The following is a 21,150-nucleotide window of genomic DNA, read 5'->3' on the forward strand; positions in this document are numbered from 1 at the left end:
TCATCCCATGGCCCGGGTCTTGCGAAACAGAACCAGGGATACACCATGAGCATCAGCCACTACATCAAAGAAATCGGCCGCGGCAAAGAAGGCGCCCGCTCGCTCAACACCGAGCAGGCGCACGACCTGATGAGCCAGGTGCTCGACGGCCACGTGACCGACCTCGAGCTCGGCGCGTTTGCCATGGCCATGCGCATCAAGGGCGAGACGGTGGACGAGACCGCAGGCTTCCTGCAGGCCGCCACCGCACGCTGCCTGCCCATCACCACCCGGCAGCCGGCGGTGGTGCTGCCGTCGTACAACGGTGCACGCAAGCTGCCCAACCTCACCACGCTGCTGGCCTTGCTGCTGGCGCAGGAAGACGTGCCGGTGCTGGTGCACGGCATGCCTGAAGACCCGGGCCGCGTGACCACCGCCGAGATCTTTCACGACCTGGGCTTGCCTGTGGCGCGCGACGCGGGCGACGTGTCCGCTGCATGGCAGCGACGCGAGCCTGTTTACATCCGCACCGACCTGCTGTGCCCACCCCTGGCGCGCCTGCTCGACGCACGCTGGACCATCGGCTTGCGCAACTCGGGCCACACCATCGCCAAGCTGCTCGACCCCTGCCCCGCTGGCACGGCGCTGCGCGTCGTCAACTACACGCATCCCGAGTACGCAACCATGCTCACCGAGTTCTTGCAAAACACGGTGGCCAACGCGCTCTTGATGCGCGGCACCGAGGGCGAACCGGTCGCCGACCCGCGCCGCCTGCCCCGGCTCGACGTGTTCATCGACGGCTTTTTGCGCAACGACCTGTCGGTACCCGCCCACGACGGTGTGCTGCGCGAGCTGCCGGTGCTGCCGCGCACCTGCGACGCGGCCACCACCGCCATGTACATCCAGTCCGTCATCAGCGGCGAAAAACCAGCGCCCGGGCCGCTGGCGCAGCAGGTGGCCTGCCTGCTCGCTTCGCGGGCGGCCCTGGCCCACGCCCACCCGCAGGAGAAGTTGGCTTGACCCACGTGACCCTGGTCGGTGCCGGCCCGGGCGACCCCGAGCTCTTGACGATCAAGGCCGTGCGCGCGATCCGCCGCGCCACCGTGCTGCTGGTCGATGACCTGGTGGGCGAGGCGGTGCTGCGCTACGCACGCCGCTCCACTCGCATCATCCATGTGGGCAAACGCGGCGGTTGCGCGAGCACGCCGCAGGCCTTCATCGAAAAGCTGATGGCCGCTGAAGCGCTCAAGGGTGAGCGTGTGGTGCGGCTCAAGGGCGGCGACCCGTTCGTCTTCGGCCGAGGCGGCGAAGAGGTGGAGCACTTGCGTGCGCTCGGCATCGCGGTCGACGTCGTCAATGGCATCACCTCGGGCCTGGCCGCCGTCACGGCACTGGGCGTACCACTCACCCACCGCGACCATGCGCATGGCGTGATCTTCGTCACCGGCCATGCCAAGGGCCAAGACGCCGCCATCGACTGGCCCACGCTGGCGGCCGCTGCCGCACAAGGCCTCACCCTGGTGATCTACATGGGGGTGTCGCAGGCCGCCCACCTGCAGCATGGCTTGCTGCAAGGCCTGGGCGGCAACACCCCGGTCGCCGTGGTGCAGCACGCGAGCCTGCCGCAACAACGCCATGCCGTGGGCCTGCTCGGCGACCTGACGGGCCTGATCGAACGCGAAGGCCTGGGCAGCCCCGCCATCATCGTGGTGGGCGACGTGATCCGCGGCGTGGCCTCTTTGGCGCGTGAATTGGCCCACGAATCAGGGGCGACGCGCGCCGCCTGAGCCCTCTTTGGCGACCGATAATCGGCGCGCACAAAAAAAGAGGGATGCATGATCAAGCTCGACAAACTCAACCAGCTTTCTGAATCACACGGCGAGCTGCGGCCCGGGCACGGCATGGTCAGCGGAGTGATCGCGTTGTCGCTGGGCATCCTGTGCCTGCTGGGGGTGATTGCCTTCCACTTCCCCGAGTACCTGACGACGCCCGAGCTGCGCAAGAGCTACAACGTCGACATCATCCGCAAGGTGATGCTCGGTGCGCTGGTGCTCTCGGGCTCGCTCGCCTTGCTGAACATCATTCGGGGCCGCGCGCGCTGGCTGTCGGCCTCGGCCTTCGTGATCGTGGCGCTCACGGTGCTGCTGGGTGCCCACGCCGTACCCGTCAACCCCAACTTCCCCGACAACACGCCTTACATCGGGCTCGACTGGTTCATCCTCGACCTGCTGGGCTCCACTCTGATCTTCATCTTCATCGAGAAGCTCTTCGCCCTGCGCAAAGACCAACCCGTCTTTCGCGCCGAGTGGCAGACCGACTTCCACCACTTCATCGTCAACCACATGGTGGTCGGCTTCATCCTGTTGGCCACCAACCTGTTGGTGCACAAGCTTTTCGGATGGGCGGCGAATGACGGCATCCGCGGCTGGGTGGCGGGGCTCAACTTCTGGGTGGCGGTGTTCCTCATCGTGCTGGTGGCCGACCTGGTGCAGTACTGGACGCACCGCGCCTACCACGAGGTGCCGCTGCTGTGGCGCCTGCATGCGGTGCACCACAGCGTGAAAAGCATGGACTGGCTGGCCGGCTCGCGTCAGCACATTCTCGAGCTGCTGATCACCCGCACGCTGGTGCTGGCGCCGATCTACGTGCTGGGCTTCAGCAAGCCGGTGATCGACGCCTACATCGTGATCGTCGGCTTCCAGGCGGTGTTCAACCACGCCAACGTGAGCGTGCGGCTCGGGCCGCTGCGCTACCTGATCGTCACGCCCAACTTCCACCACTGGCACCACTCGCAAGACAACGAGGCCATCGACAAGAACTACGCGGCGCACTTCGCCTTCCTGGACTACCTGTTTGGCACGGCCGTGAAGTCAGACCGCGCCTGGCCGGACCAGTACGGCGTGGTCGGCGACTACGTGCCCAACGGCTTCTGGAAGCAGCTGAAGTTCCCGTTCACCTGGAAGGGCTGAGCACCCGCGGTGCGGCCACGGACAGCACCGCGGCGAACACCACCACCGACACGAGACCCGCGGTCAGCGACGAGTACTCGGCAATGATGCCGATCAAGGGTGGGCCGGCCATCATTCCCAGGTAGCCGAGTGACGCCACCACGGCAATGCCGTGCGCCGGGTTGGCGTCGAACTTGGCCGCGGTACTGAACAGCACCGGCACCACGTTCGCAAACCCCAGGCCGACCAGCGCGAACCCCACCAGAGCGGCGACAGGGTGGGCGATCCAGAGCACGGCCGCCATGGACACTGCGGCCAGCGCAGCGCTCGAACTCATCAGCAACGGTGGGCTGACACGCTCGCGCACCCAGTCACCCCCAAAGCGCGCTACCGCCATCGCCGCGCTGAAACTGGCATAAGCCAAGGCTGCAAAGCCCGGCTCGCTGTGCAGCTCCTGTGTCATGTAGAGCACGCTCCAGTCGTACATCGCACCTTCGGCAATCAAACCGAGCGCGGCCAGAATGCCCAGCAGTGCCAGCACGCCACGTGGCAACGCAAAGCGCGGCGCGTCCTCGGAGGCACCGGCCACGGTGCGCAGCATCACCGCGCCCGCGGCCACGATCGCAATCAACGAGCTCAGAGCCATGCCGAGCAGGTGCGCATTGGGCTCCACCTGGCGCGCCAACAAGGCGCTGCCCAGGGCCGCCCCGGCCATGCCGCCCAGGCTGAACATGCCGTGAAAGCCGCTCATCAGGCTGCGCCCACCCAGGCGCTCCAGGTCGCTGGCAGCGGCGTTGATCGACACGTCAAACAAACTCATGCCGGCACCGAACACCACCATCAACGCCAACAGCACCGCATAGTGGCTCGACACCAACAGCGCCCCCACGCTGAGGGCGCACAACACACCCGACACGATGGTGGCGCGGCGCGGGCCCTGCCGCCCCACGATGCGCCCGGCCTGCGTCAGCGTGCCCACGGCACCTACACCGGCCGCCAGCATGGCGATTGCCAGGGCCTGCTCGCCGAGTGCGTAGTGCAATTTCACGGTGGGCACATGCACACCCCAGGTGGCAAAGAGCGCGCCCGCCACGAAGAACTGCAAACGCACGGCCCAGGTGGCCTGGGCGTGCTGTGAGGGTGAAGGGATCATGGGGCGAGGCTCGGGCTGAAGCGCGCGATTCTAGGAAGCCTCGCGATAATCCGCCGATGCAGAGTTTTGATGCGGTGGTGATCGGCGCGGGAGCCGCAGGCTTGTTTTGCGCCGGTGTGGCGGGGCAGTTGGGCGTGACGGTGCTGCTGATCGACCACGCGCCCAAGGTGGCCGAAAAGATCCGCATCTCGGGCGGCGGCCGCTGCAACTTCACCAACCGCGACGCGGGGCCAGCCCACTTTCTCTCGGCCAACCCGCACTTCTGCCGCTCGGCGTTGGCCCGCTACACGCCGCAAGACTTCATCACCCTGGTGCAACGCCACCGCATCGCCTGGCACGAGAAGCACAAGGGGCAGCTGTTCTGCGACGAGTCGGCCGAAGACGTCATCGGCATGCTGCTGCGTGAATGTGAGCAGGGCCACGTGACCCGCTGGCAACCCTGCGGCGTGCAGGAGGTACGGCAGGCCGGTGCCGGTTTCGAGCTCGACACCGAGCGTGGCCCTGTGCGCGCAGCGCGAGTGGTCGTCGCCACCGGAGGCTTGTCGATCCCCAAGATCGGCGCCACTGATTTTGGCTACCGGCTGGCCAAGCAGTTCGGCCACCGCCTCGTCGAAACGCGCCCGGCCCTCGTTCCGCTCACTTTCAACGCCGCCCAGTGGGCGCCTTTCGTGAGTCTGGCCGGCCTGTCGCTGCCGGTCGACATTTACAGCGGCAAAGGCCGGTTCCTTGAAGACCTGCTGTTCACCCACCGCGGCCTGAGCGGCCCTGCCGTGTTGCAGATTTCGAGCTTCTGGCTGCCCGGCACGCCGCTGAAGATCGACCTGGCCGCCGGCGCCGACCTGGCTGGGCACCTGGCCCGCAGCAAACTCGGCTCCAAACGCAAGCTGGCGACCGAGCTCGCGGCCGTGCTGCCCGCCCGCCTGGCCGACAGCTGGCTGGCCCGTCAGCCCGGCCTGGGTGACCGGCTGCTGGCCGATGTGCGAGACCGCGACCTGCAGCAGCTCGCCCAGGGCCTGGAAAGCTGGGAGCTCACGCCCTCCGGCACCGAGGGCTACCGCAAGGCCGAAGTCACCGCCGGGGGCGTCGACACCCGGGAGCTCAGCTCCCAATCGATGGAAAGCAGCAAGATCCCTGGGCTGCACTTCATCGGCGAGGTGGTCGACGTCACCGGTTGGCTGGGCGGCTACAACTTCCAATGGGCCTGGGCCAGCGCCGCGGCTTGTGCCCGGGCGATGGCCGCTTCCAAGGCAGAGAGCACCCGCTAACAAGAATCTTGCATCACCCTGGCGGTGTGCATATAATCGCGGTCTTTGCTGGCAAAAACCCGCGCTGCGATTCGTCCAAGCTTTCTCTTGCAAGTCAAGGGGCTGGATTCCGGAACCTCCACCCTGAGACACCGGGCGAACACCGAGCGCATCAACTTCTGGATCTATGACTTCTATTCGCGTCAAAGAGAATGAGCCGTTCGACGTGGCTCTGCGCCGTTTCAAGCGCACGATTGAAAAGCTGGGCCTGCTGACCGACCTGCGCGCCCGCGAGTTCTACGAAAAGCCCACGGCCGAGCGCAAGCGCAAGAAGGCTGCTGCAGTGAAGCGCCACTTCAAGCGCATTCGCAGCATGCAGCTGCCCAAGCGCATGTACTGATCGCCCCTGGCGCTCAACGCAGTCGAAGCCCGCGCCAAGCGGGCTTTGTCGTTTCTACCCCTCGTGCGGAGCACATGATGAGCCTCAAAGACCAGATCACCGAAGACATGAAGACCGCCATGCGCGCCAAGGACTCGGCGCGCCTGCTGACCATCCGCGGCCTGCTCGCGGCACTGAAGCAGAAAGAAGTCGACGAGCGCGTCGTGCTCGACGATGCCGCGGTGATCGCCATCATCGACAAGCTCATCAAACAACGCCGCGATTCGATCACGCAGTTCGCGGCCGGCAACCGGCCCGACCTGGTCGAGAAAGAAACTGCCGAGCTCAACGTGCTCGAAGCTTATTTGCCCAAGCGCCTGAGCGTCGACGAGGTGGCCACTGAAGTGGCCAAGATCGTCGCCGACCTCGGCGCCAGCGGCCCCGGCGACATGGGCAAGGTGATGGGCGCGGTGAAGACCGCACTGGCCGGCAAGGCCGACATGGGCACCGTCTCTGCGGCGGTGAAACAGGCCCTCAGCCGCTGATGTGAAAGCTGCGCATGAACACACCGAACGTCCAGCAAATCGGCCCCGGCGTCTGCGCCGCTCCCCAGCTCGACCCAGCGGCCATGGCCTGGGCTGCGCAAAACGGCTTCAAGAGCGTGATCAACAACCGGCCTGACCACGAAGGCGGCCCTGACCAGCCCACCCACGCGCAGATGGAGGCCGCCGCCTTGGCGGCCGGCCTGCGCTACGCCTTCTTGCCGGTCAACCCGGGGGTGCAGACACCGCAAGAGATCGCCCGCATGGCCGAGCTGCTGTCCGAGCTGCCCAAGCCCATCCTGGCCTTCTGTCGCTCCGGCGCACGTTCGGGCAAGCTGTACCGCGCCGCGACCGGCGGCTGAACGCCACCCGACCTACCTGGCCCGTAGTTTCACGTAGCTGTTAGACCCGTTGCGGCACTTCGTCGGCCGTTGTCTGATACAGCCTATGCCACCCTCTCTCACTCGCTCGACCGCTCAGGGAAACGCCCGTGGCGTCGCCACAATGCGGCTCCCTACAATCCGCCGCTCCCTCGCCAGGCTACAGCGGCGTCTTTCCGATCTCCGATCCACCACCGGGACTCTCTTCGCATGAACGCGCTGCTTGCCTTCGCCAAGTTCGTCGATTCGATTTCCGATGCGTTCGGCGCCATTGCCAAATGGGCCGTCATCGCGTCGTGCTTCATCAGCGCCACCAACGCCCTCGTCCGCTACAGCCTGAGCATTAGCTCCAACGCATTCCTCGAGATTCAGTGGTATCTGTTCGCCGCTTGCGTGATGTTCGGCGCATCGCAGGTTCTGCGCGTCAACGAGCATGTACGAGTCGACGTGCTCTACGGCCGCTGGTCCGGCAAGACCCAAGTCTTCATCGATCTCTTCGGCCTGGTTTTCTTCTTGCTGCCGGTGATGTTTGCGATGCTGTATTTCTCTTTCCCGCTGTTCGTGAAGATGTACGAGACCAACGAGATGTCCAACAACGCGGGTGGGCTGGTGCGCTGGCCCGCCATGCTGACCCTGCCTTTGGGGTTCAGCCTCGTGATCCTGCAAGGCCTGGCCGAGATCATCAAACGCGTCGGGTGGCTGATGCACAAGTACGACATGGACATCCACTACGAGAGGCCGTTGCAATGAGCCGCATGAAGGCAAGCACGCAACAGGCCGAGCACCGGGCCGCTCCCAAGCCGGCCCGCATCCCCTCGGGGGATCGACCGTTGTACTCGTCGGGCGAGGGGCTGTCATGAGCATGGAGACCTTCGCGCCCCTGATGTTCCTGGGGCTGATCCTGATCATGCTGATCGGGTTCCCGGTGGCGTTCTCGCTGTCGGCCTTGGGCCTTCTGTGCGGCTTCATCGCCATCCAGATGGGCTGGTTCCCGGTCAACTTCATGGCCAACCTGCCGCTCAATGTGTTCGGCATCCTGTCCAACGATTTGCTGCTGGCCATCCCCTTCTTCACGCTGTTGGGGGCCATCCTGGAGAAGTGCGGCCTGGCCGAAGACATGCTCGACTCCATGGGCCAGCTCTTCGGCCCGATGCGTGGCGGCCTTGGCTACTCGGTGATCATCGTCGGCTTCATCCTTGGCGCCATCACCGGCACCGTGGCCGGCCAGGTGATCGCGATGGCGATGATCTCGCTGCCGGTGATGATGCGCTACGGCTACAACATGCGCTACGCCACCGGCGTGCTGGCCGCCTCGGGCACCATCACACAGCTCGTACCGCCCTCCCTGGTGCTGGTGGTGATGGCCGACCAGTTGGGCCGTTCGGTGGGCGACATGTACAAGGGCGCCTGGGGCCCGTCGATCCTGCAGGTGCTGCTGTTCGCGCTTTACACCTTCTTGTTGTCGCGCATCAAGCCAGAGCATGTGCCCGGCGTGCCCAAGAGCGCACGCACGCTCAACGGCTGGGCGCTGTGGGGAAAGTGCCTGCGCGGGATCATCCCCTCGGCCATTCTGATCTTCGCCGTGCTGGGCAGCATGGGCGGCCTGCCCGGTATCAAGACTGCTATCGCCACACCGACCGAAGCGGGCGCCATGGGCGCGGTGGGCGCCTTCATACTCGCTGCCATCCACAGGCGACTGAGCTGGGCGTTGGTGAAAGATGCCATGACGAACACCATGCGCATCACCGCGATGGTGGTGTTCATCCTCATCGGCTCTCGCGTTTTCTCGCTCGTATTCCAGGGCGTCGATGGTGGCAAGTGGATCGAGCACATGCTGTTGGATCTGCCGGGTGGCCAGATCGGCTTCCTGATCGCCGTCAACATCTTCATCTTCATCCTGGCCTTCTTTCTCGACTTCTTCGAGATCGCCTTCATCATCTTGCCCCTGCTCGGCCCGGTGGCCGACAAGCTGGGCATCGACCTGATCTGGTTCGGCGTGCTGCTGTGCGTGAACATGCAGACGAGCTTCATGCACCCTCCCTTCGGCTTTGCGCTCTTCTACCTTCGAGGCATTTCAGACACCTTGTTCAAGAATGGCGGCATCCCGGAGAAAGTGAAATCCAACGACATTTACCTGGGCGCCATTCCGTGGGTGGTCCTGCAGCTGGTGCTGGTCGTGATCGTCATCTTCTTCCCGCAGACCGTCACGGTCTTCCTCGACAAGGAAATCAAGGTTGATCTCGACAAGGTGAAGATCGAAGCGCCCACTGAGACAGGCTACGGCGACAAGAATCAGAACATCGACGACCTGTTCAAGACACAGCCGGCTGACGCCGCAAGCGCGCCCAAATGAGAGACGCCGCACCGGCCCGTCTCGAAGGGCCGGCCTTCACGCCCCTCGTCAAGATGCTCGCCACCACCTTGGTGCTCGGCATGGTGGTCTACGGCTGGCGCGTGCTGCCGCAACTGCTGGCTCAGCCCAGCTCGTGGGTGGCGTGGGTGTTCCTGCTGATGATGCTGGGCTTCGTGATCGGCTGCTTCGTGTGGATCTTGCGCAGCCGCACCAGCATCAGCGAGACGCACATCCGCCAGACCTGGTTCAGCGACAAGCAGGTCGCGCTGACCGACATCACGCAGATCAAGCTGATCCACATCCCCTATCTCACCTGGCTGATCTCGCCTCGCCTGATGGTCAAGACCCGCATGCCCGGCACGATCGTGTTCCAGACCGCCGATCCACAGGTGCTGGCCGCGTTCGGCCGGTTGGTGGGCGGCAGCGGTCCACCAACGGCTTGACGGCTCCAGCACAAACAAAAAGGGCCCCCATCCGGGAGCCCTTGATGAACTGCAGCGTGCTGACAGCGATTACAGCTTCTGCGCCTGCATGAAGTCGTCGAAGCCGGCTTCGGTGAAGCGGAACCACAGGTTGGCGTCGCGGCGGAAGGCTGAGTAGTCTTCGTAGATCTTCTTCCAGGCCGGGTTGGTGCTGCTGAGTTCGCTGTACAGCGCCATGGCTTCCTTGAAAGCGCCCTCCATCACGTCTTTCGGGAAGCGGAACAGCTTGGTGCCTGCGCCCACCAGCTGCTTCAGCGCAGCCGGGTTGCGTGCATCGTAGCGGGCCTGCATGTCGACGTGCGCCTGCGAAGCTGCCGCCTCGACGATGGCCTTGTACTCGGGCGAGAGCCCTTCAAAGGCCTTGTTGTTGATGTACAGCGAGAGCTGGGGGCCACCTTCCCACCAGCCGGGGTAGTAGTAGTTGGGCGCCACCTTGTTGAAGCCGAGCTTCAGGTCGTCGTACGGGCCCACCCACTCGGCCGCGTCGATCGTGCCCTTCTCGAGCGCCTGGTAGATCTCGCCGCCGGGGATGTTTTGCGGCACGCCGCCAATGCGAGCCAGCACCGCGCCACCGAAGCCGCCGATGCGCATCTTCAGGCCCTTGATGTCGGCCAGTGACTTGATCTCCTTGCGATACCAGCCGCCCATCTGTGCGCCGGTGTTGCCCATCGGGAAGTTGACGATGTTGAACTTGGAATAGAACTCACGCGTCAGCTTGAGGCCGTTGCCTTCGTACATCCAGGCGCTCATCTGGCGGCTGTTGAGACCGAAGGGAATGGCGCAGTCGAGAGCGAAGGTGGGGTCCTTGCCGAAGAAGTAATAGGGTGCGGTGTGCGCCATCTCGACGGTGCCAGCCTGCACGCCGTCGACCACGCCGAAAGCAGGCATCAGCTCGCCGGCCGCGTGAACAGAGATCTGGAACTTGCCACCCGACATCGTCGTGACAGCCTTGGCGAACACCTCGGCGGCGCCATAAATGGTGTCGAGCGCCTTCGGAAAGCTCGAAGCAAGACGCCAGCGAATGGCAGTTTGAGCGTGAACAATGGCCGGGGCGGTGCCCGCAGCCAACACACCGGCGATACCGGCACCATGAACAAAGGAACGGCGCTGCATGAATAGTCTCCTGATTGGCCAAAGCAGTTTTGCTGCCAAATTCTAGGAGGGGGTCGGTAGCGTCTGAACGGGATTTACCCGTGCGCAATTCCGCGTACTCGCAGCGCCGGTGGTCAGCGTAGCGTCAGCCCATCACGCGTTCAGTGGCCTGCGATTTTCATGCGCTCGATCAACACCGAACCGATGGTCTTGGTGCCCATGGTGTAGGTGTCTGCACCCACCGCGGTGATGCGCTTGAACATCTCGCGCAGGTTGCCGGCAATGGTGATCTCGTGCACCGGGTAGGCGATGCGCCCCTTCTCCACCCAGAAACCCGCCGCACCGCGCGAGTAGTCGCCGGTCACGTAGTTGACGCCCTGGCCCATCAGCTCGATGACGAAGAGGCCACGGTCGAGCTTGCGCAACATGGCTTCGAGGTTGTCGCTGGACTGGGTGAGCCGGCTGGTGAGGATGAGGTTCTGCGAGCCGCCTGCATGCCCGGTGGTGCGCATGCCCAGCTTGCGAGCCGAGTAGCTGGAAAGAAAGTAGCCCTGCACGACACCGGCCTTGACCACGTCGCGCACCTGCGTCACCACACCTTCATCGTCGAACGGCGCGCTGCCCTTGGCGCCGCGCAGGTGCGGGTCTTCGTGGATGTCGATGTGCTCGGGCAGCACTTGCTGGCCCAGGCTTTCGAGCAGGAACGACGACTTGCGATAGAGCGAGCCACCGCTGGTCGCCTGCACATAGGCGCCGAGCAAACCGGCGGCGAGCGTGGACTCGAACAACACCGGCACTTCACAGGTCTTGATCTTGCGCGAGTTGAGGCGCGACAAGGCCCGCTCGGCGGCGTAACGGCCCACGGCCTCGGGCGCAGCCAGATCACCCGGCGCACGCATCGAGCTGTACCAGGCGTCACGTTGCATGTCGTCGCCGCCCTTGCCGGGCAACGACGCAATCGGCGCGACCGACAACGAATGGCGCGAACTCGCATAACCCCCGCGAAAGCCGCGGCTGTTGCCGGCGAAGAAGTGCGACTGCTGTGCGGACACTCCGCCGCCTTCGGAGTTGGTGATGCGCTTGTCGACCGACAGTGCAGCCGCCTCGCAGCGGGTGGCGATGTCGGCCGCCTGCGCAGCGTTGATGTCCCAGGGGTGGAACAGGTCCAGGTCGAGCTGGGCCGCCTCGCCCAGTGCAAGGTCGGCTTCGTCTGGCAGGCCCGCGGCCGGGTCTTCGGCCGTGAAGCGGGCGATGTCATAGGCCGCTTGCACCGTTTGCTCGAGTGCGGCACGCGAAAAGTCGGAGGTGCTGGCATTGCCACGCCGCTGGCCGATGTAGACCGTGACGCCCATCGACTTGTCGCGGTTGCGCTCGACGTTTTCGATCTCGCCCTTGCGCACCGAAACCGACAGGCCCGCCCCTTCCGACACTTCGACCCCGGCGTCGCTCGCACCCAGCTTCTTGGCCATGGCCAGCGCGTCGTCCACAAGCTGGGCAAAGGTGTCGCGGGAGTACGAAAAACCGTGGTGTGAAGACAAGGATGAGGTCATGCGCAGCGGCGTTCAGTGGTGTAGTGCACGGGTCGGCGACCCATACAAGGCGCCCATGAGGGAGGGCCGCGGCTATCATACCGGCGACCTATGGCGAACCAATCACCGTCTACCCCTGCTGCCGACAACGACGACGGCGAGTTCTACGACCGCCCGAGCAAGACGCAGCTCAAGAAGGACAGCCACGAGTTGCAGGCCCTCGGCGAAGCGCTCGTGGCCTTGCCCGACAACCGCATCGTCGACCTGCCCATCGCCGAGCGCCTGCGCGACGCGGTGGCCGAATACAAGCGCACCCGCACCTTCGAAGGCAAGCGCCGCCAGATGCAATACATCGGCAAGCTGATGCGCAAGGACGATGTCGAGCCGATCCGCGAAGCAGTGGCCGCAATGCAGCTCGGTCGCGCCAAAGACTCGCTGGCCCTGCACGAAGCCGAACGCTGGCGTGTCGAGCTGCTGGCAAGCGACGATGCCCTCACCCGCTGGACGAGCGAGCACCCGGCGAGCGACCTGCAACAGCTGCGCAGCCTCATCCGCGCCGCCCGCAAGGACGCCGCCGCCGCGCCCGAACAGCGCAGCGGGCGTGCTTACCGCGAGCTGTTCCAGTTCATCAAGACCCACGCCATCGGTGATGAGTAGCGAGCCGGCCTCCGAGCGCGTTGCTGACCGTGTGCGGATAGGCCTGGTGTCGGTCAGCGACCGCGCGTCGTCTGGCGTGTACCAAGACAAGGGCATCCCGGCAATGCAAGACTGGCTGACCCGCGCGTTGCACAACCCCATCGACTGGGAAACGCGGCTCATCCCCGACGAGCAGGCGACCATCAGCGCCACACTCTGCGAGCTGGTCGACGGCGCCCGCTGCGACCTGGTGCTCACCACCGGTGGCACCGGCCCCGCTCCGCGCGACGTGACCCCCGAGGCCACACTCGCCGTGGCACACAAGGAGATGCCGGGCTTCGGAGAGCAGATGCGCCAGATCAGCCTGCGCTTCGTGCCCACCGCGATCTTGTCGCGCCAGGTCGCGGTGATCCGCGGCAAGGCACTCATCATCAATTTGCCGGGCCAGCCCAAATCCATCGCCGAGACGCTGGAAGGCCTGCCCCAGGCGCAACCACCGGTGCACGGCATCTTCGCCGCCGTGCCGTATTGCGTCGACCTGATCGGCGGCCCGTATCTGGAAACCGACGGGAACATCTGCAAGGCCTTCAGGCCCAAATCGGCGCAACGCACGCCAACACAGTGACACATCACTGAGGAGACCACGGCATGAGCGCAACACCCCGCGAACCCGCCGAGACTGCCGACCAGCACCTCGCATCCATGTACGCGGTGCTAGGTGCCACCAACGAGGCTCTGCTCTACGCCGCGACACCCAGTGAACTCTTCCAGCGCGTGTGCGACGCGGCGGTAGAGGGCCGCAAGTTCCTCACCGCCGCCGTCACCGCGCCCGACGCCGACACCGCCTGGCTGAAGGTCGAGGCCGCATCGGGCCTGGCCGCGCAGCAGCTGCGCACGGTGCGCATCTCGGTGGACGAAGCCACCGCCGAAGGCCGAGGCCTGGTCGGAGAGTCCTATCGGCACCGCCGCTCGGCCATCAGCAACCAGTTCATGCACGACGAGCGCACACGGCCCTGGCATGAGTCGGCACGTGCGGCCGGCGTCGCCTCAGGCGCAGCCGTGCCGATCGTGCGCGGCACCCAGGCCATCGGCGTGATGCTCTTCTACTCGCGTGAGCTCAATGCCTTCAGCGACGACATCATCGCCTTGCTCGAGCGCATGGCGAGCAACATCGCGTTCGCCCTCGGCAACTTCGAACGCGAGGCCGAGCGACGGGGCACCGAAGAAGCCCTGCGCCACAGCGAGGAGAAGTTCCGCAACATCCTCGACAGCCTGGACGACGCCTACTACGAGGTCGACGTGCGCGGCAAGCCGGTCTATCACAACCCCGCGTTTTCACAGATGCTGGGATACGACTACGACTACCGCGTCGGCGAAGACAACCGCAACCGCCAGACGCCCGAGATGGCGGCCGTGGTGTTCACAGCCTTCAACGAGGTCTACCGCACCGGCCACTCCAAGACGGGCCAGTCGTGGCAGTACCTGCACAAGGACGGCAGCGTCATCAACGTGGAAGGGTCGGTGCTGCTGGTGAAAGACGCGGACGGCAAACCCATCGGCTTTCGCGGCATCTTGCGCAACATCACCGAGCGCCTGCGCATCGATGCGGCCCTGCGCGAAAGCGAGGCACGCTTTCGCGCCATGACCAACCTGTCGTCAGACTGGTACTGGGAACAGGACAGCGAGTACCGCTTCACCCGGCTGGACAGCCGCGCCGCGAGCGAGCACGCCCAGCCCAACCCCTTGCTCGGGCGGCGCATCTGGGAAAGCACCCTGCACGTGCAGGACGCTGGTGGCTGGGAGAGCTTTCGCGAGACCTTGTCCCAGCGCCAATCGTTTCGCGACGTGATCATGCAGCGCATCGCGCCGGGTCGCCGCGCCTACTACATCAGCATGAGCGGCGAGCCGATGTATGACAGCAGCGGCGCTTTCGCCGGCTACCGCGGCATCTCGCGCGAGATCACCGAACAGAAGGTGGCCGAAGAGCACATCCACCACATGGCGCGGCACGACAGCCTCACCGGCCTGCCCAACCGCATGATGTTCAGCAGCCTGTTGAACGTGGCGATTCCCACGGCGTCTCGCTACAAGCGCGGCTTTGCGGTGATGTTCATCGACCTCGACCGTTTCAAGTTCATCAACGACACGCTGGGGCATGAAGCGGGCGACACCTTGCTCAAGGAGATCACCTTCCGTTTCAGGCAGACGCTGCGCGCGAGCGACGTGATCGCCCGGCTGGGCGGCGACGAGTTCGTGGTGCTGGTGCAAGAAGTCAACGACCGCGAGCATGCGAGCGCCGTGGCGCGCAAGATGCTCTCGGCCGCCATCAAGCCGATGGTGCTGGTCGGGCAGGAGTGTCGTGTCACCGCCAGCATCGGCATCGCCATGTACCCGAGCGACGGCGAAGACGAACAGACGCTGATGAAAAACGCCGACAGCGCCATGTACTTCGCCAAGGAAGAGGGCAAGAACAACTTCCAGTTCTATTCGAGCGAGATCAGCACGCAGTCGCTGGAGCGCCTGACCCTCGAATCGAACCTGCGCCGCGCCATGGAGCGCAACGAGTTCACCCTCAACTACCAGGCCAAGCTCGACCTCAAGACCGGTGGCATCACGGGCGTCGAAGCCTTGCTGCGCTGGAGCAACGCCGAGCTGGGCTCGGTCTCGCCGGCCAAGTTCATCCCGGTGGCCGAAGAAACCGGCCTCATCGTCCACATCGGCCGCTGGGTGCTCAAGACGGCCTGCGAGCAAAACGTGGCCTGGCAGCGCGAGGGCCTGCCGCCGATCAACATGGCGGTCAACCTCTCGGTGCGCCAGTTCGCCGACGAAAACCTGCTCCACGACATTGCCAACATCCTGAAGGAAACCGGCATGAGCCCGGGCCTGCTGGAGCTCGAGATCACCGAAGGCATGCTGATCCACAACATCGACCGTGCGATCAAGCTGCTCACTGCCATCAAACAACTGGGCGTGCGCCTGGCGATCGACGACTTCGGCACCGGCTACTCATCGCTCGGCCAGTTGAAAAACTTCCCGATCGACACGCTGAAGGTCGACCGCTCGTTCATCCGCGACCTGGCCACCGACTCCGAAGACAAGGCCATCACCAGCGCCATCATCGCGATGGGCAAGACGCTCAGCCTGACCGTGGTCGCCGAAGGCGTTGAAACCGTCGAGCAGCAGACCTTCTTGCGCGACCAGGCCTGCGACGAGATGCAGGGCTACTACTTCAGCAAACCGATCGTGGCCGCGGAGTTCGCTGCGCTGTTGCGTGACAACGCGCTCACTTCATCAGCTGGGTGAGGCTTTCGGCGTCGAAGGTTTCTGTGGTTTGCGCGTCGCTGGGAACGCAATCCTGCCGGGTGATGGACAACTTCTCGATGGCCGCCCACAACAAGGCAATCTGGTGCGCATTGCCAGAAGCGTTATCGATCAAACCCTTCATCGCCTGCGACAGCGGGTCGTCGCTCTCAGTGATGCCATAGGCCGAAAAGCCCATGCGCGCTGCGGCCTCTTCGCGCCGCGCGTCCTGCTCCTTGTGGATGATGCGCGCCGGGTTGCCGACCGCCGTGGCACCAGCCGGTACCTCCTTGAGCACGACGGCGTTCGAGCCCACGCGTGCGCCATCGTTGACCGTGAAGCCACCCAACACCTGCGAATTGGCGCCGACGATCACGCCCTTGCCCAGCGTCGGGTGGCGTTTCGCGCCCTTGGTCAGGGAGGTGCCGCCCAGCGTCACACCCTGGTAGATGGTGCAGTCGTCACCGATCTCGGCCGTCTCGCCCACCACCACGCCCATGCCGTGGTCGATGAACACACGCCGGCCCACCACCGCGCCGGGGTGGATCTCGATGCCGGTGAAAAACCGCGCGAGGTGCGAGATGAAACGCGCTGGCCAACGCGAGCCGCTGGTCCAGCAGGCATGCGCCCAGCGGTGCATCACCAGCGCGTGCAGGCCCGGGTAACACGTCAGCACCTCGAACTTGGAGTGCGCGGCGGGGTCGCGCTCCAGGATGCAGGCAATGTCTTCTCGAAGGCGCTGGAACATGATGAATCGGGAGTGTGTGCGGGGCAGTTTAGCGGCGGGTCTTCATTCCTGCTGGCCGCGCGGCGGCTGGGGCCTTTGCATCGCCCGTGCCACGCCGCGCAAGATGTGCACCTCATCGCTCGTGAGCTGCGCACGGTTGAAAAGCTGGTTCAGGCGCGGCATCAGCTTCTTGGGTGAGGCCGGGTCGAGAAAGCCGATGTCGGCCAGCGCCTCTTGCCAATGTGAGAGCAAGCCCTGCACCGCCGCCACGTCGGCCTGCTCGGGCAGCGTGGTGCGTGCTGCCACGCCAAAACCGCCCAGCGCCTGCCGCCAGTCATAAGCCAGCAGCTGCACTGCCTGCGCCAGGTTGAGCGAGCCGTAGTCGGGGTGGGTGGGGATGCTGAGGCAGGCATGGCAGCGGTACACGTCGTCATTGCTCATGCCAAAGCGCTCGGAGCCGAAGACGAAACCGACGCGGTGCTCACTGCCTGCCAGCGTCTTCAACAGCTCGCGCGGCGCATGGGTGGGCGGCCCGAAGTCGCGCGGCGTCATGGCGGTGGCGCAGGCGAATGTCACGCCGTCCAGGGCCTCGGCGAGTGTGTCCACCACACGGGCCCGCACCAGGATGTCGGCCGCGCCACTGGCCATGGCGACGGTCTCTTCCTGGATCAGCACGTCGGCAAAACGGGGCGCCACCAGCACCAGGTCACCAAAACCCATCACCTTCATCGCCCGCGCCGTGGCGCCCACGTTGCCGGGGTGGCTGGTGTTGAGCAATATGAAACGGGTGGGGTCCATGGGCGGCGGGTAAAATTCGATTATCCGTGCCGCCTCAGCCGCACCTGCTCTTTCCTCATCGCCAATCCACCGCCCTTCCCTTTGCAGGACCTCCCATGTCGCAAGCGCTTCACCCCATGCTCAACGTCGCCACCATCGCGGCCCGAAAAGCGGGGAGCATCATCAACCGCGCTTCGCTCGATGTGGACACCCTGAAGGTCACCACCAAGTCGACCAATGACTTCGTGACCGAGGTGGATCAACGGGCCGAAGAGGTCATCATCGAAACCCTGCTCACCGCCTACCCCGGCCACGGCATCCTGGCCGAGGAGTCGGGCCGCACCCATGGCGCGAAGAACAGTGAATACGTGTGGATCATCGACCCGCTCGACGGCACCACCAACTTCATCCACGGCCTGCCGTTCTATGCGGTGTCGATTGCGCTGGCTTTCAGAGACCAGATCCAACAGGCTGTCGTCTACGACCCGACGCGCAACGACCTGTTCTACGCCTCCAAAGGCCGCGGCGCCTTCATGAACGACAAGCGCCTGCGTGTGTCCAAGCGCACCCGCATGTCCGACTCGCTCATCGGCACCGGCTTCCCCTTCCGCAAGGGCGACAACTTCCAGCGCTACGTGAAAATGTTCGAAGAGGTGATGCAGGCCTGCGCCGGCGTGCGCCGCCCGGGTGCCGCCGCACTCGACCTCTGCTACGTGGCCGCCGGGTATTACGACGGCTTCTTCGAAACCGGCCTCAACCCCTGGGACATCGCCGCCGCCTCGCTGATGATCACCGAGGCCGGTGGCCTGATCGGCAACTTCACCGGTGAGTCCGACTTCATGTACCAGCGCGAAGTGGTGGCCGGCAGCCCGAAGATCTATGGCCAGCTGGTCAACATCCTGGCGCCCTACACGCGTGTCATCAAGGAGGGCAAGGACGGCCACGCGCCTCAAGCCCCGCACGACGCCGCTGCGCTCACCCCCGAAGACGCGCTGATCGCCACGCAGCCGGCGCCCGCCGTCGAAGCACCCAAGCGACAGGCCGTGCGCATCCGCAAGGCTGACCTGCCTGGCAAGAACTGACGCAAGAGCTAACGCGTTTGCAGCTCGCGCCAGCGCGCTGCCGCCTGGCCGCGGGTGTCGACCCCCAGCTTGCCGAGGATGTTGGCCACATGGCGCTTCACGGTGTGCGGGCTCAGGTCGAATGCGCGGGCGATCAGCTTGTTGCTGTCGCCCGCAGCGATCAAGGCCAGCACCTCGCTCTCGCGCTCGCTCAGGCCGGCCACGCTGTTCGACTTGAGCCCAGGCGCTTCTTCCGCTAGCGCTGAACGGGTGGCAGACGAGAGCCGCGCCAGCAACCCCACATCCGCTGCTGCCAACCGGTGGCCCCACGCCGTGCCGTGCAAGCGGCCGAGCACCTGCGGCCCGGCGAGCAAGGCGCCACCGATCTCACGGCCATCGCGCACGCTGTCGAACCACGGCTGCAGTGTCGCCGCCGCGGCGTCGATCTGGCCACGCTGCAATAGCACGTCGGCCAGCATCAGCCGCGCCTGGGTGGCGGGGTAGAACAGCGAACGGTTGATGTCGTGCGCCAGCGGCTCCAGCAGCGCTTGTGCATCGGCCAGCCGCCCGTCGATCAGCGCGACAAAGGCCTGGCTCAGCGCTCGGTTGAGCGGCGCAGCGGTCCACTCGAAGGCATTGCCGGCGCGCTGCAGCTCGGCGTCCAGCGTGCGCAGCGCGGCGTGGTCTTGCAAGATCCAGGCGGCGCGCTGGTGCACGAACAAGACCTCCGACTCATGCACCTGGCGGTGGCTCAGCGGGCTGTGCAGGCGAATGTCGTCGACCAGCTCCCTCGCCACCGCATGGCTCGCCTGGGCGTCGCCTTGCAAGGCATGCAGGACCGTGCGCGCCAGGCGGTTTTCGGTGATCACCACGCGCGGCATGCCCAGCCAGCGGCAGTCGTCTTCGGCACGGGTCAGCCATTGTTCGGCTTCGTCGAGCCGCGCTGCGGCTAGGGCCGTCCAGGCGCGAATGTGCATCACCGCCGCACGCAGCTGGGTTGGCGAGTCGCCACACACCCGCATCGCGCCCGACGCAAAACGCTCCAGCAGCGGCTGCATGCCAGGCAGCCCGACAAACACGCAGTGGATCGGGAACTGCACCCACAACAGAGGCACCGGTGTGCGCTCCAGGCAACCGAGCATCTGCGCATACATGGGCGCCACCTCTTCGCAGCGCGCATTGGCAAACGCGTCCCAGGCACTCGTGAAGTAGATGAAGGCACGCGCCGCGTCGTCGAGCTTGAGCTCACGCAAGCGCGCAAGTTCTCGTGAGGCTTCGGCCAGGCGGCCCGCGTGGTGCAAGCCGGAGCACACATTGGCGCAGGTGAGCGCCGCATCGCGCTCGCGGCCGGCACGTGCATAACCTTCAGCGGCCTGCAGCATGGCCACGAGCAAGGTGTCCCAATCAAAACGCGGCCAGGCGACCAGCCCGCGCACCAGCGGCAGGTCGGGGCGCTGCGCAAACTCGCTGGCGGGAAACTGCGCCAACATCTGCTCCAGCGCCGGGCCACCGCCCACGCTCAGCTGCTCGGCTGCGCGAGCCACCAGCGCTGTGCTGGCTTCGCCCCACGCCCCCGCGCGGGTGAGGTAGCCCACGGCACGCGCCAGGTCGGCCTCGTGTTTGGCAGCACGGCGCAGCAGCTGCGGCAGCTCGTCGGGGTGCTCACGTTGCAGGCGGTCTTCGAGAAAGTCGCGGAACAGGTCGTGCAGGCGAAGCGTGAACTCGTCGGCTTCCATCACGCTGGCAAAGAGGCCGCGGCGTTCGATGTCTTCCAGCAGGCGCGCCGCCTGGGCCTCGCCGCTGACGTGGGCACAGCGCGCCGCCGTCAGCTCGGGCAGCACCGAGCAGCGCAACAAGAAGCCACGCAGGTCGGTGGGCAGCTCGTCCAGCACCTCGGCGGCCAGGTAATCGAACAGGTGCCGCTGCGTGGGCGCACTCGCACGCGGCGCACCAGGGCGGGCCGACAAGCTCAGCCGCAACCCGGCTGCCCAGCCATCGGTGCGCTCCAGCAGCTCGCTGGCCGAAGCCACCGATGCCACCGGCGACTCGCTGGTGGCCAGCAAGGCGGCCACCTCGGCCTCGTTGAAGCGCAGCTCGAACTGGCGGAACTCGGCCAGCTCGCCTTCGGCACGCATGCGCGCCAGTGACAGCGGCGGCTCCACGCGGCTCGCAATCACCAGGCCCCAGGGCGCTGGCAGTCGCTCCAGCAGGGCCTGCAAGAGACTGAAGATGCGTGGGTCGTTGATGCGGTGGGCGTCGTCGACCACGATCAAGCCGCGCTCGCTTTCCGCACCCGCCAGCGCGTTGACCAGCTCGGCGGCCACGTCGCGCAGCCCTTGCTCGGCCTGCGCCAGCAGAGCCAGCGCTTCGGGTGCCACGCGCCAGGGCAGGTCGAACGGTTCGAGCGCGGCGGTGAGGCATGACAGGAATCGCTGCAACTGGTCGTCTTCATCGGCCGACACCCAGGCCAGCGCGCAGCCCTCGGGCAGCTGGCGGATCTGCCGCGTGAGCGCCGAGGTCTTGCCGTAACCGGCGGGGGCCAGCAGCAGGGTCAGGCGCTGCTGCATC

The 21,150-nt window shown here is 65.6% G+C and carries 20 protein-coding genes; 14 read left to right on the forward strand and 6 right to left on the reverse strand.

The genetic code is table 11. From position 1 onward, the window contains the following. The first annotated feature begins 45 nt into the window (after window positions 1-45). The 3 genes from ybiB to RMO40_RS09675 are packed head-to-tail and all read left to right on the forward strand — an operon-like array spanning window position 46 to window position 2,948. Window positions 46-999: a DNA-binding protein YbiB gene (ybiB, locus tag RMO40_RS09665; protein WP_309719771.1), complete on the forward strand. Its 954-nt coding sequence runs from the start codon at window positions 46-48 to the stop codon at window positions 997-999. Next, the gene (cobA, locus tag RMO40_RS09670; RefSeq protein WP_309719774.1) at window positions 996-1,766 is read left to right on the forward strand and encodes a uroporphyrinogen-III C-methyltransferase; all 771 of its coding nucleotides are present in this window, start codon (window positions 996-998) and stop codon (window positions 1,764-1,766) included. The genes ybiB and cobA overlap by 4 nt, the downstream gene beginning before the upstream one ends. 48 nt (window positions 1,767-1,814) lie before the next feature. After that, window positions 1,815-2,948: a sterol desaturase family protein gene (locus RMO40_RS09675; protein ID WP_309719776.1), complete on the forward strand. Its 1,134-nt coding sequence runs from the start codon at window positions 1,815-1,817 to the stop codon at window positions 2,946-2,948. On the opposite strand, the gene RMO40_RS09680 is transcribed toward RMO40_RS09675, so the two are convergent. Beyond that, entirely contained in the window at window positions 2,932-4,080 is a 1,149-nt protein-coding gene (locus RMO40_RS09680) for an MFS transporter (protein WP_309719778.1), read from the reverse strand. The genes RMO40_RS09675 and RMO40_RS09680 overlap by 17 nt on opposite strands. A 56-nt stretch (window positions 4,081-4,136) precedes the next feature. Here RMO40_RS09680 and RMO40_RS09685 point away from each other — a divergent pair, with 56 nt between their 5' ends. The 7 genes from RMO40_RS09685 to RMO40_RS09715 all read left to right on the forward strand — a co-directional run bounded on the left by RMO40_RS09685 (window position 4,137) and on the right by RMO40_RS09715 (window position 9,421). After that, window positions 4,137-5,345 (forward strand): aminoacetone oxidase family FAD-binding enzyme, encoded by a 1,209-nt coding sequence (locus RMO40_RS09685; RefSeq protein WP_309719781.1) that lies wholly within the window; start codon window positions 4,137-4,139, stop codon window positions 5,343-5,345. Between the two features lie 166 nt (window positions 5,346-5,511). Then, window positions 5,512-5,724 (forward strand): 30S ribosomal protein S21, encoded by a 213-nt coding sequence (gene rpsU / locus RMO40_RS09690; protein ID WP_047484337.1) that lies wholly within the window; start codon window positions 5,512-5,514, stop codon window positions 5,722-5,724. A 77-nt stretch (window positions 5,725-5,801) separates the two neighbouring features. After that, window positions 5,802-6,248 (forward strand): GatB/YqeY domain-containing protein, encoded by a 447-nt coding sequence (locus RMO40_RS09695; protein WP_309719792.1) that lies wholly within the window; start codon window positions 5,802-5,804, stop codon window positions 6,246-6,248. A 14-nt stretch (window positions 6,249-6,262) separates the two neighbouring features. Next, window positions 6,263-6,607, forward strand: a complete 345-nt coding sequence (locus RMO40_RS09700) for a TIGR01244 family sulfur transferase (RefSeq protein ID WP_309719796.1) — start codon at window positions 6,263-6,265, stop codon at window positions 6,605-6,607. Window positions 6,608-6,835: 228 nt separating this feature from the next. Beyond that, complete coding sequence (locus RMO40_RS09705; protein WP_309719799.1) at window positions 6,836-7,375, forward strand: TRAP transporter small permease subunit; 540 nt, start codon at window positions 6,836-6,838, stop codon at window positions 7,373-7,375. Window positions 7,376-7,481: 106 nt separating this feature from the next. After that, entirely contained in the window at window positions 7,482-8,978 is a 1,497-nt protein-coding gene (locus RMO40_RS09710; RefSeq protein WP_309719801.1) for a TRAP transporter large permease subunit, read from the forward strand. Next, complete coding sequence (locus RMO40_RS09715; protein WP_309719804.1) at window positions 8,975-9,421, forward strand: hypothetical protein; 447 nt, start codon at window positions 8,975-8,977, stop codon at window positions 9,419-9,421. Before RMO40_RS09710 ends, RMO40_RS09715 begins: the two co-directional genes overlap by 4 nt. 69 nt (window positions 9,422-9,490) lie before the next feature. Here the strand turns inward: RMO40_RS09715 and RMO40_RS09720 are convergent, their stop codons facing one another. Together RMO40_RS09720 and pmbA are read right to left on the reverse strand one after the other, a co-directional pair. After that, window positions 9,491-10,573, reverse strand: coding sequence for a TRAP transporter substrate-binding protein DctP (locus RMO40_RS09720; protein WP_309719807.1), 1,083 nt, complete (start codon window positions 10,571-10,573; stop codon window positions 9,491-9,493). Between the two features lie 140 nt (window positions 10,574-10,713). Continuing rightward, window positions 10,714-12,102 (reverse strand): metalloprotease PmbA, encoded by a 1,389-nt coding sequence (pmbA, locus tag RMO40_RS09725; RefSeq protein ID WP_309719808.1) that lies wholly within the window; start codon window positions 12,100-12,102, stop codon window positions 10,714-10,716. A 90-nt stretch (window positions 12,103-12,192) separates the two neighbouring features. Between pmbA and yjgA the strand changes: the two genes are divergently transcribed. The 3 genes from yjgA to RMO40_RS09740 are packed head-to-tail and all read left to right on the forward strand — an operon-like array spanning window position 12,193 to window position 16,020. Further along, window positions 12,193-12,738, forward strand: coding sequence for a ribosome biogenesis factor YjgA (yjgA, locus tag RMO40_RS09730; protein ID WP_309719811.1), 546 nt, complete (start codon window positions 12,193-12,195; stop codon window positions 12,736-12,738). Continuing rightward, window positions 12,731-13,342: a molybdopterin adenylyltransferase gene (gene mog, locus RMO40_RS09735; protein WP_309719813.1), complete on the forward strand. Its 612-nt coding sequence runs from the start codon at window positions 12,731-12,733 to the stop codon at window positions 13,340-13,342. Before yjgA ends, mog begins: the two co-directional genes overlap by 8 nt. Window positions 13,343-13,365: 23 nt before the next feature. Continuing rightward, a complete protein-coding gene (locus RMO40_RS09740) occupies window positions 13,366-16,020 on the forward strand; it encodes an EAL domain-containing protein (RefSeq protein WP_309719815.1) in 2,655 nt (884 codons plus the stop codon). On the opposite strand, the gene cysE is transcribed toward RMO40_RS09740, so the two are convergent. Both cysE and RMO40_RS09750 read right to left on the reverse strand, forming a co-directional pair. After that, window positions 16,001-16,765 carry a serine O-acetyltransferase gene (gene cysE / locus RMO40_RS09745; protein ID WP_309719826.1) on the reverse strand — a complete coding sequence of 255 codons (765 nt, stop codon included), beginning with the start codon at window positions 16,763-16,765 and terminating at the stop codon, window positions 16,001-16,003. The genes RMO40_RS09740 and cysE overlap by 20 nt on opposite strands. A 42-nt stretch (window positions 16,766-16,807) precedes the next feature. Then, entirely contained in the window at window positions 16,808-17,542 is a 735-nt protein-coding gene (locus RMO40_RS09750) for an RNA methyltransferase (RefSeq protein ID WP_309719829.1), read from the reverse strand. Window positions 17,543-17,637: 95 nt separating this feature from the next. Here RMO40_RS09750 and RMO40_RS09755 point away from each other — a divergent pair, with 95 nt between their 5' ends. Next, on the forward strand, window positions 17,638-18,603 hold the full coding sequence (locus RMO40_RS09755; RefSeq protein ID WP_309719832.1) for an inositol monophosphatase family protein: 966 nt from the start codon (window positions 17,638-17,640) through the stop codon (window positions 18,601-18,603). 8 nt (window positions 18,604-18,611) lie between these two features. Here the strand turns inward: RMO40_RS09755 and RMO40_RS09760 are convergent. Then, a partial coding sequence (locus RMO40_RS09760) for a winged helix-turn-helix domain-containing protein (protein WP_309719835.1) occupies window positions 18,612-21,150 on the reverse strand: 2,539 nt, incomplete at its 5' end.

Origin of the sequence: Rhizobacter sp., assembly GCF_031412075.1 — a bacterium.
GTDB lineage: Bacteria > Pseudomonadota > Gammaproteobacteria > Burkholderiales > Burkholderiaceae_C > Rhizobacter.

Bases quoted from the DNA above. Each gene is read 5' to 3' on its own strand.
- RMO40_RS09680 (WP_309719778.1), bottom strand. From the start codon at position 4,080: ATGATCCCTTCACCCTCACAGCACGCCCAGGCCACCTGGGCCGTGCGT.
- RMO40_RS09685 (WP_309719781.1), top strand. From the start codon at position 4,137: ATGCAGAGTTTTGATGCGGTGGTGATCGGCGCGGGAGCCGCAGGCTTG.
- RMO40_RS09675 (WP_309719776.1), top strand. From the start codon at position 1,815: ATGATCAAGCTCGACAAACTCAACCAGCTTTCTGAATCACACGGCGAG.
- RMO40_RS09705 (WP_309719799.1), top strand. From the start codon at position 6,836: ATGAACGCGCTGCTTGCCTTCGCCAAGTTCGTCGATTCGATTTCCGAT.
- RMO40_RS09750 (WP_309719829.1), bottom strand. From the start codon at position 17,542: ATGGACCCCACCCGTTTCATATTGCTCAACACCAGCCACCCCGGCAAC.
- RMO40_RS09720 (WP_309719807.1), bottom strand. From the start codon at position 10,573: ATGCAGCGCCGTTCCTTTGTTCATGGTGCCGGTATCGCCGGTGTGTTG.
- pmbA (WP_309719808.1), bottom strand. From the start codon at position 12,102: ATGACCTCATCCTTGTCTTCACACCACGGTTTTTCGTACTCCCGCGAC.
- RMO40_RS09700 (WP_309719796.1), top strand. From the start codon at position 6,263: ATGAACACACCGAACGTCCAGCAAATCGGCCCCGGCGTCTGCGCCGCT.
- RMO40_RS09715 (WP_309719804.1), top strand. From the start codon at position 8,975: ATGAGAGACGCCGCACCGGCCCGTCTCGAAGGGCCGGCCTTCACGCCC.
- RMO40_RS09740 (WP_309719815.1), top strand. From the start codon at position 13,366: ATGAGCGCAACACCCCGCGAACCCGCCGAGACTGCCGACCAGCACCTC.
- cysE (WP_309719826.1), bottom strand. From the start codon at position 16,765: ATGTTCCAGCGCCTTCGAGAAGACATTGCCTGCATCCTGGAGCGCGAC.
- ybiB (WP_309719771.1), top strand. From the start codon at position 46: ATGAGCATCAGCCACTACATCAAAGAAATCGGCCGCGGCAAAGAAGGC.
- RMO40_RS09695 (WP_309719792.1), top strand. From the start codon at position 5,802: ATGAGCCTCAAAGACCAGATCACCGAAGACATGAAGACCGCCATGCGC.
- RMO40_RS09755 (WP_309719832.1), top strand. From the start codon at position 17,638: ATGTCGCAAGCGCTTCACCCCATGCTCAACGTCGCCACCATCGCGGCC.
- mog (WP_309719813.1), top strand. From the start codon at position 12,731: ATGAGTAGCGAGCCGGCCTCCGAGCGCGTTGCTGACCGTGTGCGGATA.
- RMO40_RS09710 (WP_309719801.1), top strand. From the start codon at position 7,482: ATGAGCATGGAGACCTTCGCGCCCCTGATGTTCCTGGGGCTGATCCTG.
- yjgA (WP_309719811.1), top strand. From the start codon at position 12,193: ATGGCGAACCAATCACCGTCTACCCCTGCTGCCGACAACGACGACGGC.
- rpsU (WP_047484337.1), top strand. From the start codon at position 5,512: ATGACTTCTATTCGCGTCAAAGAGAATGAGCCGTTCGACGTGGCTCTG.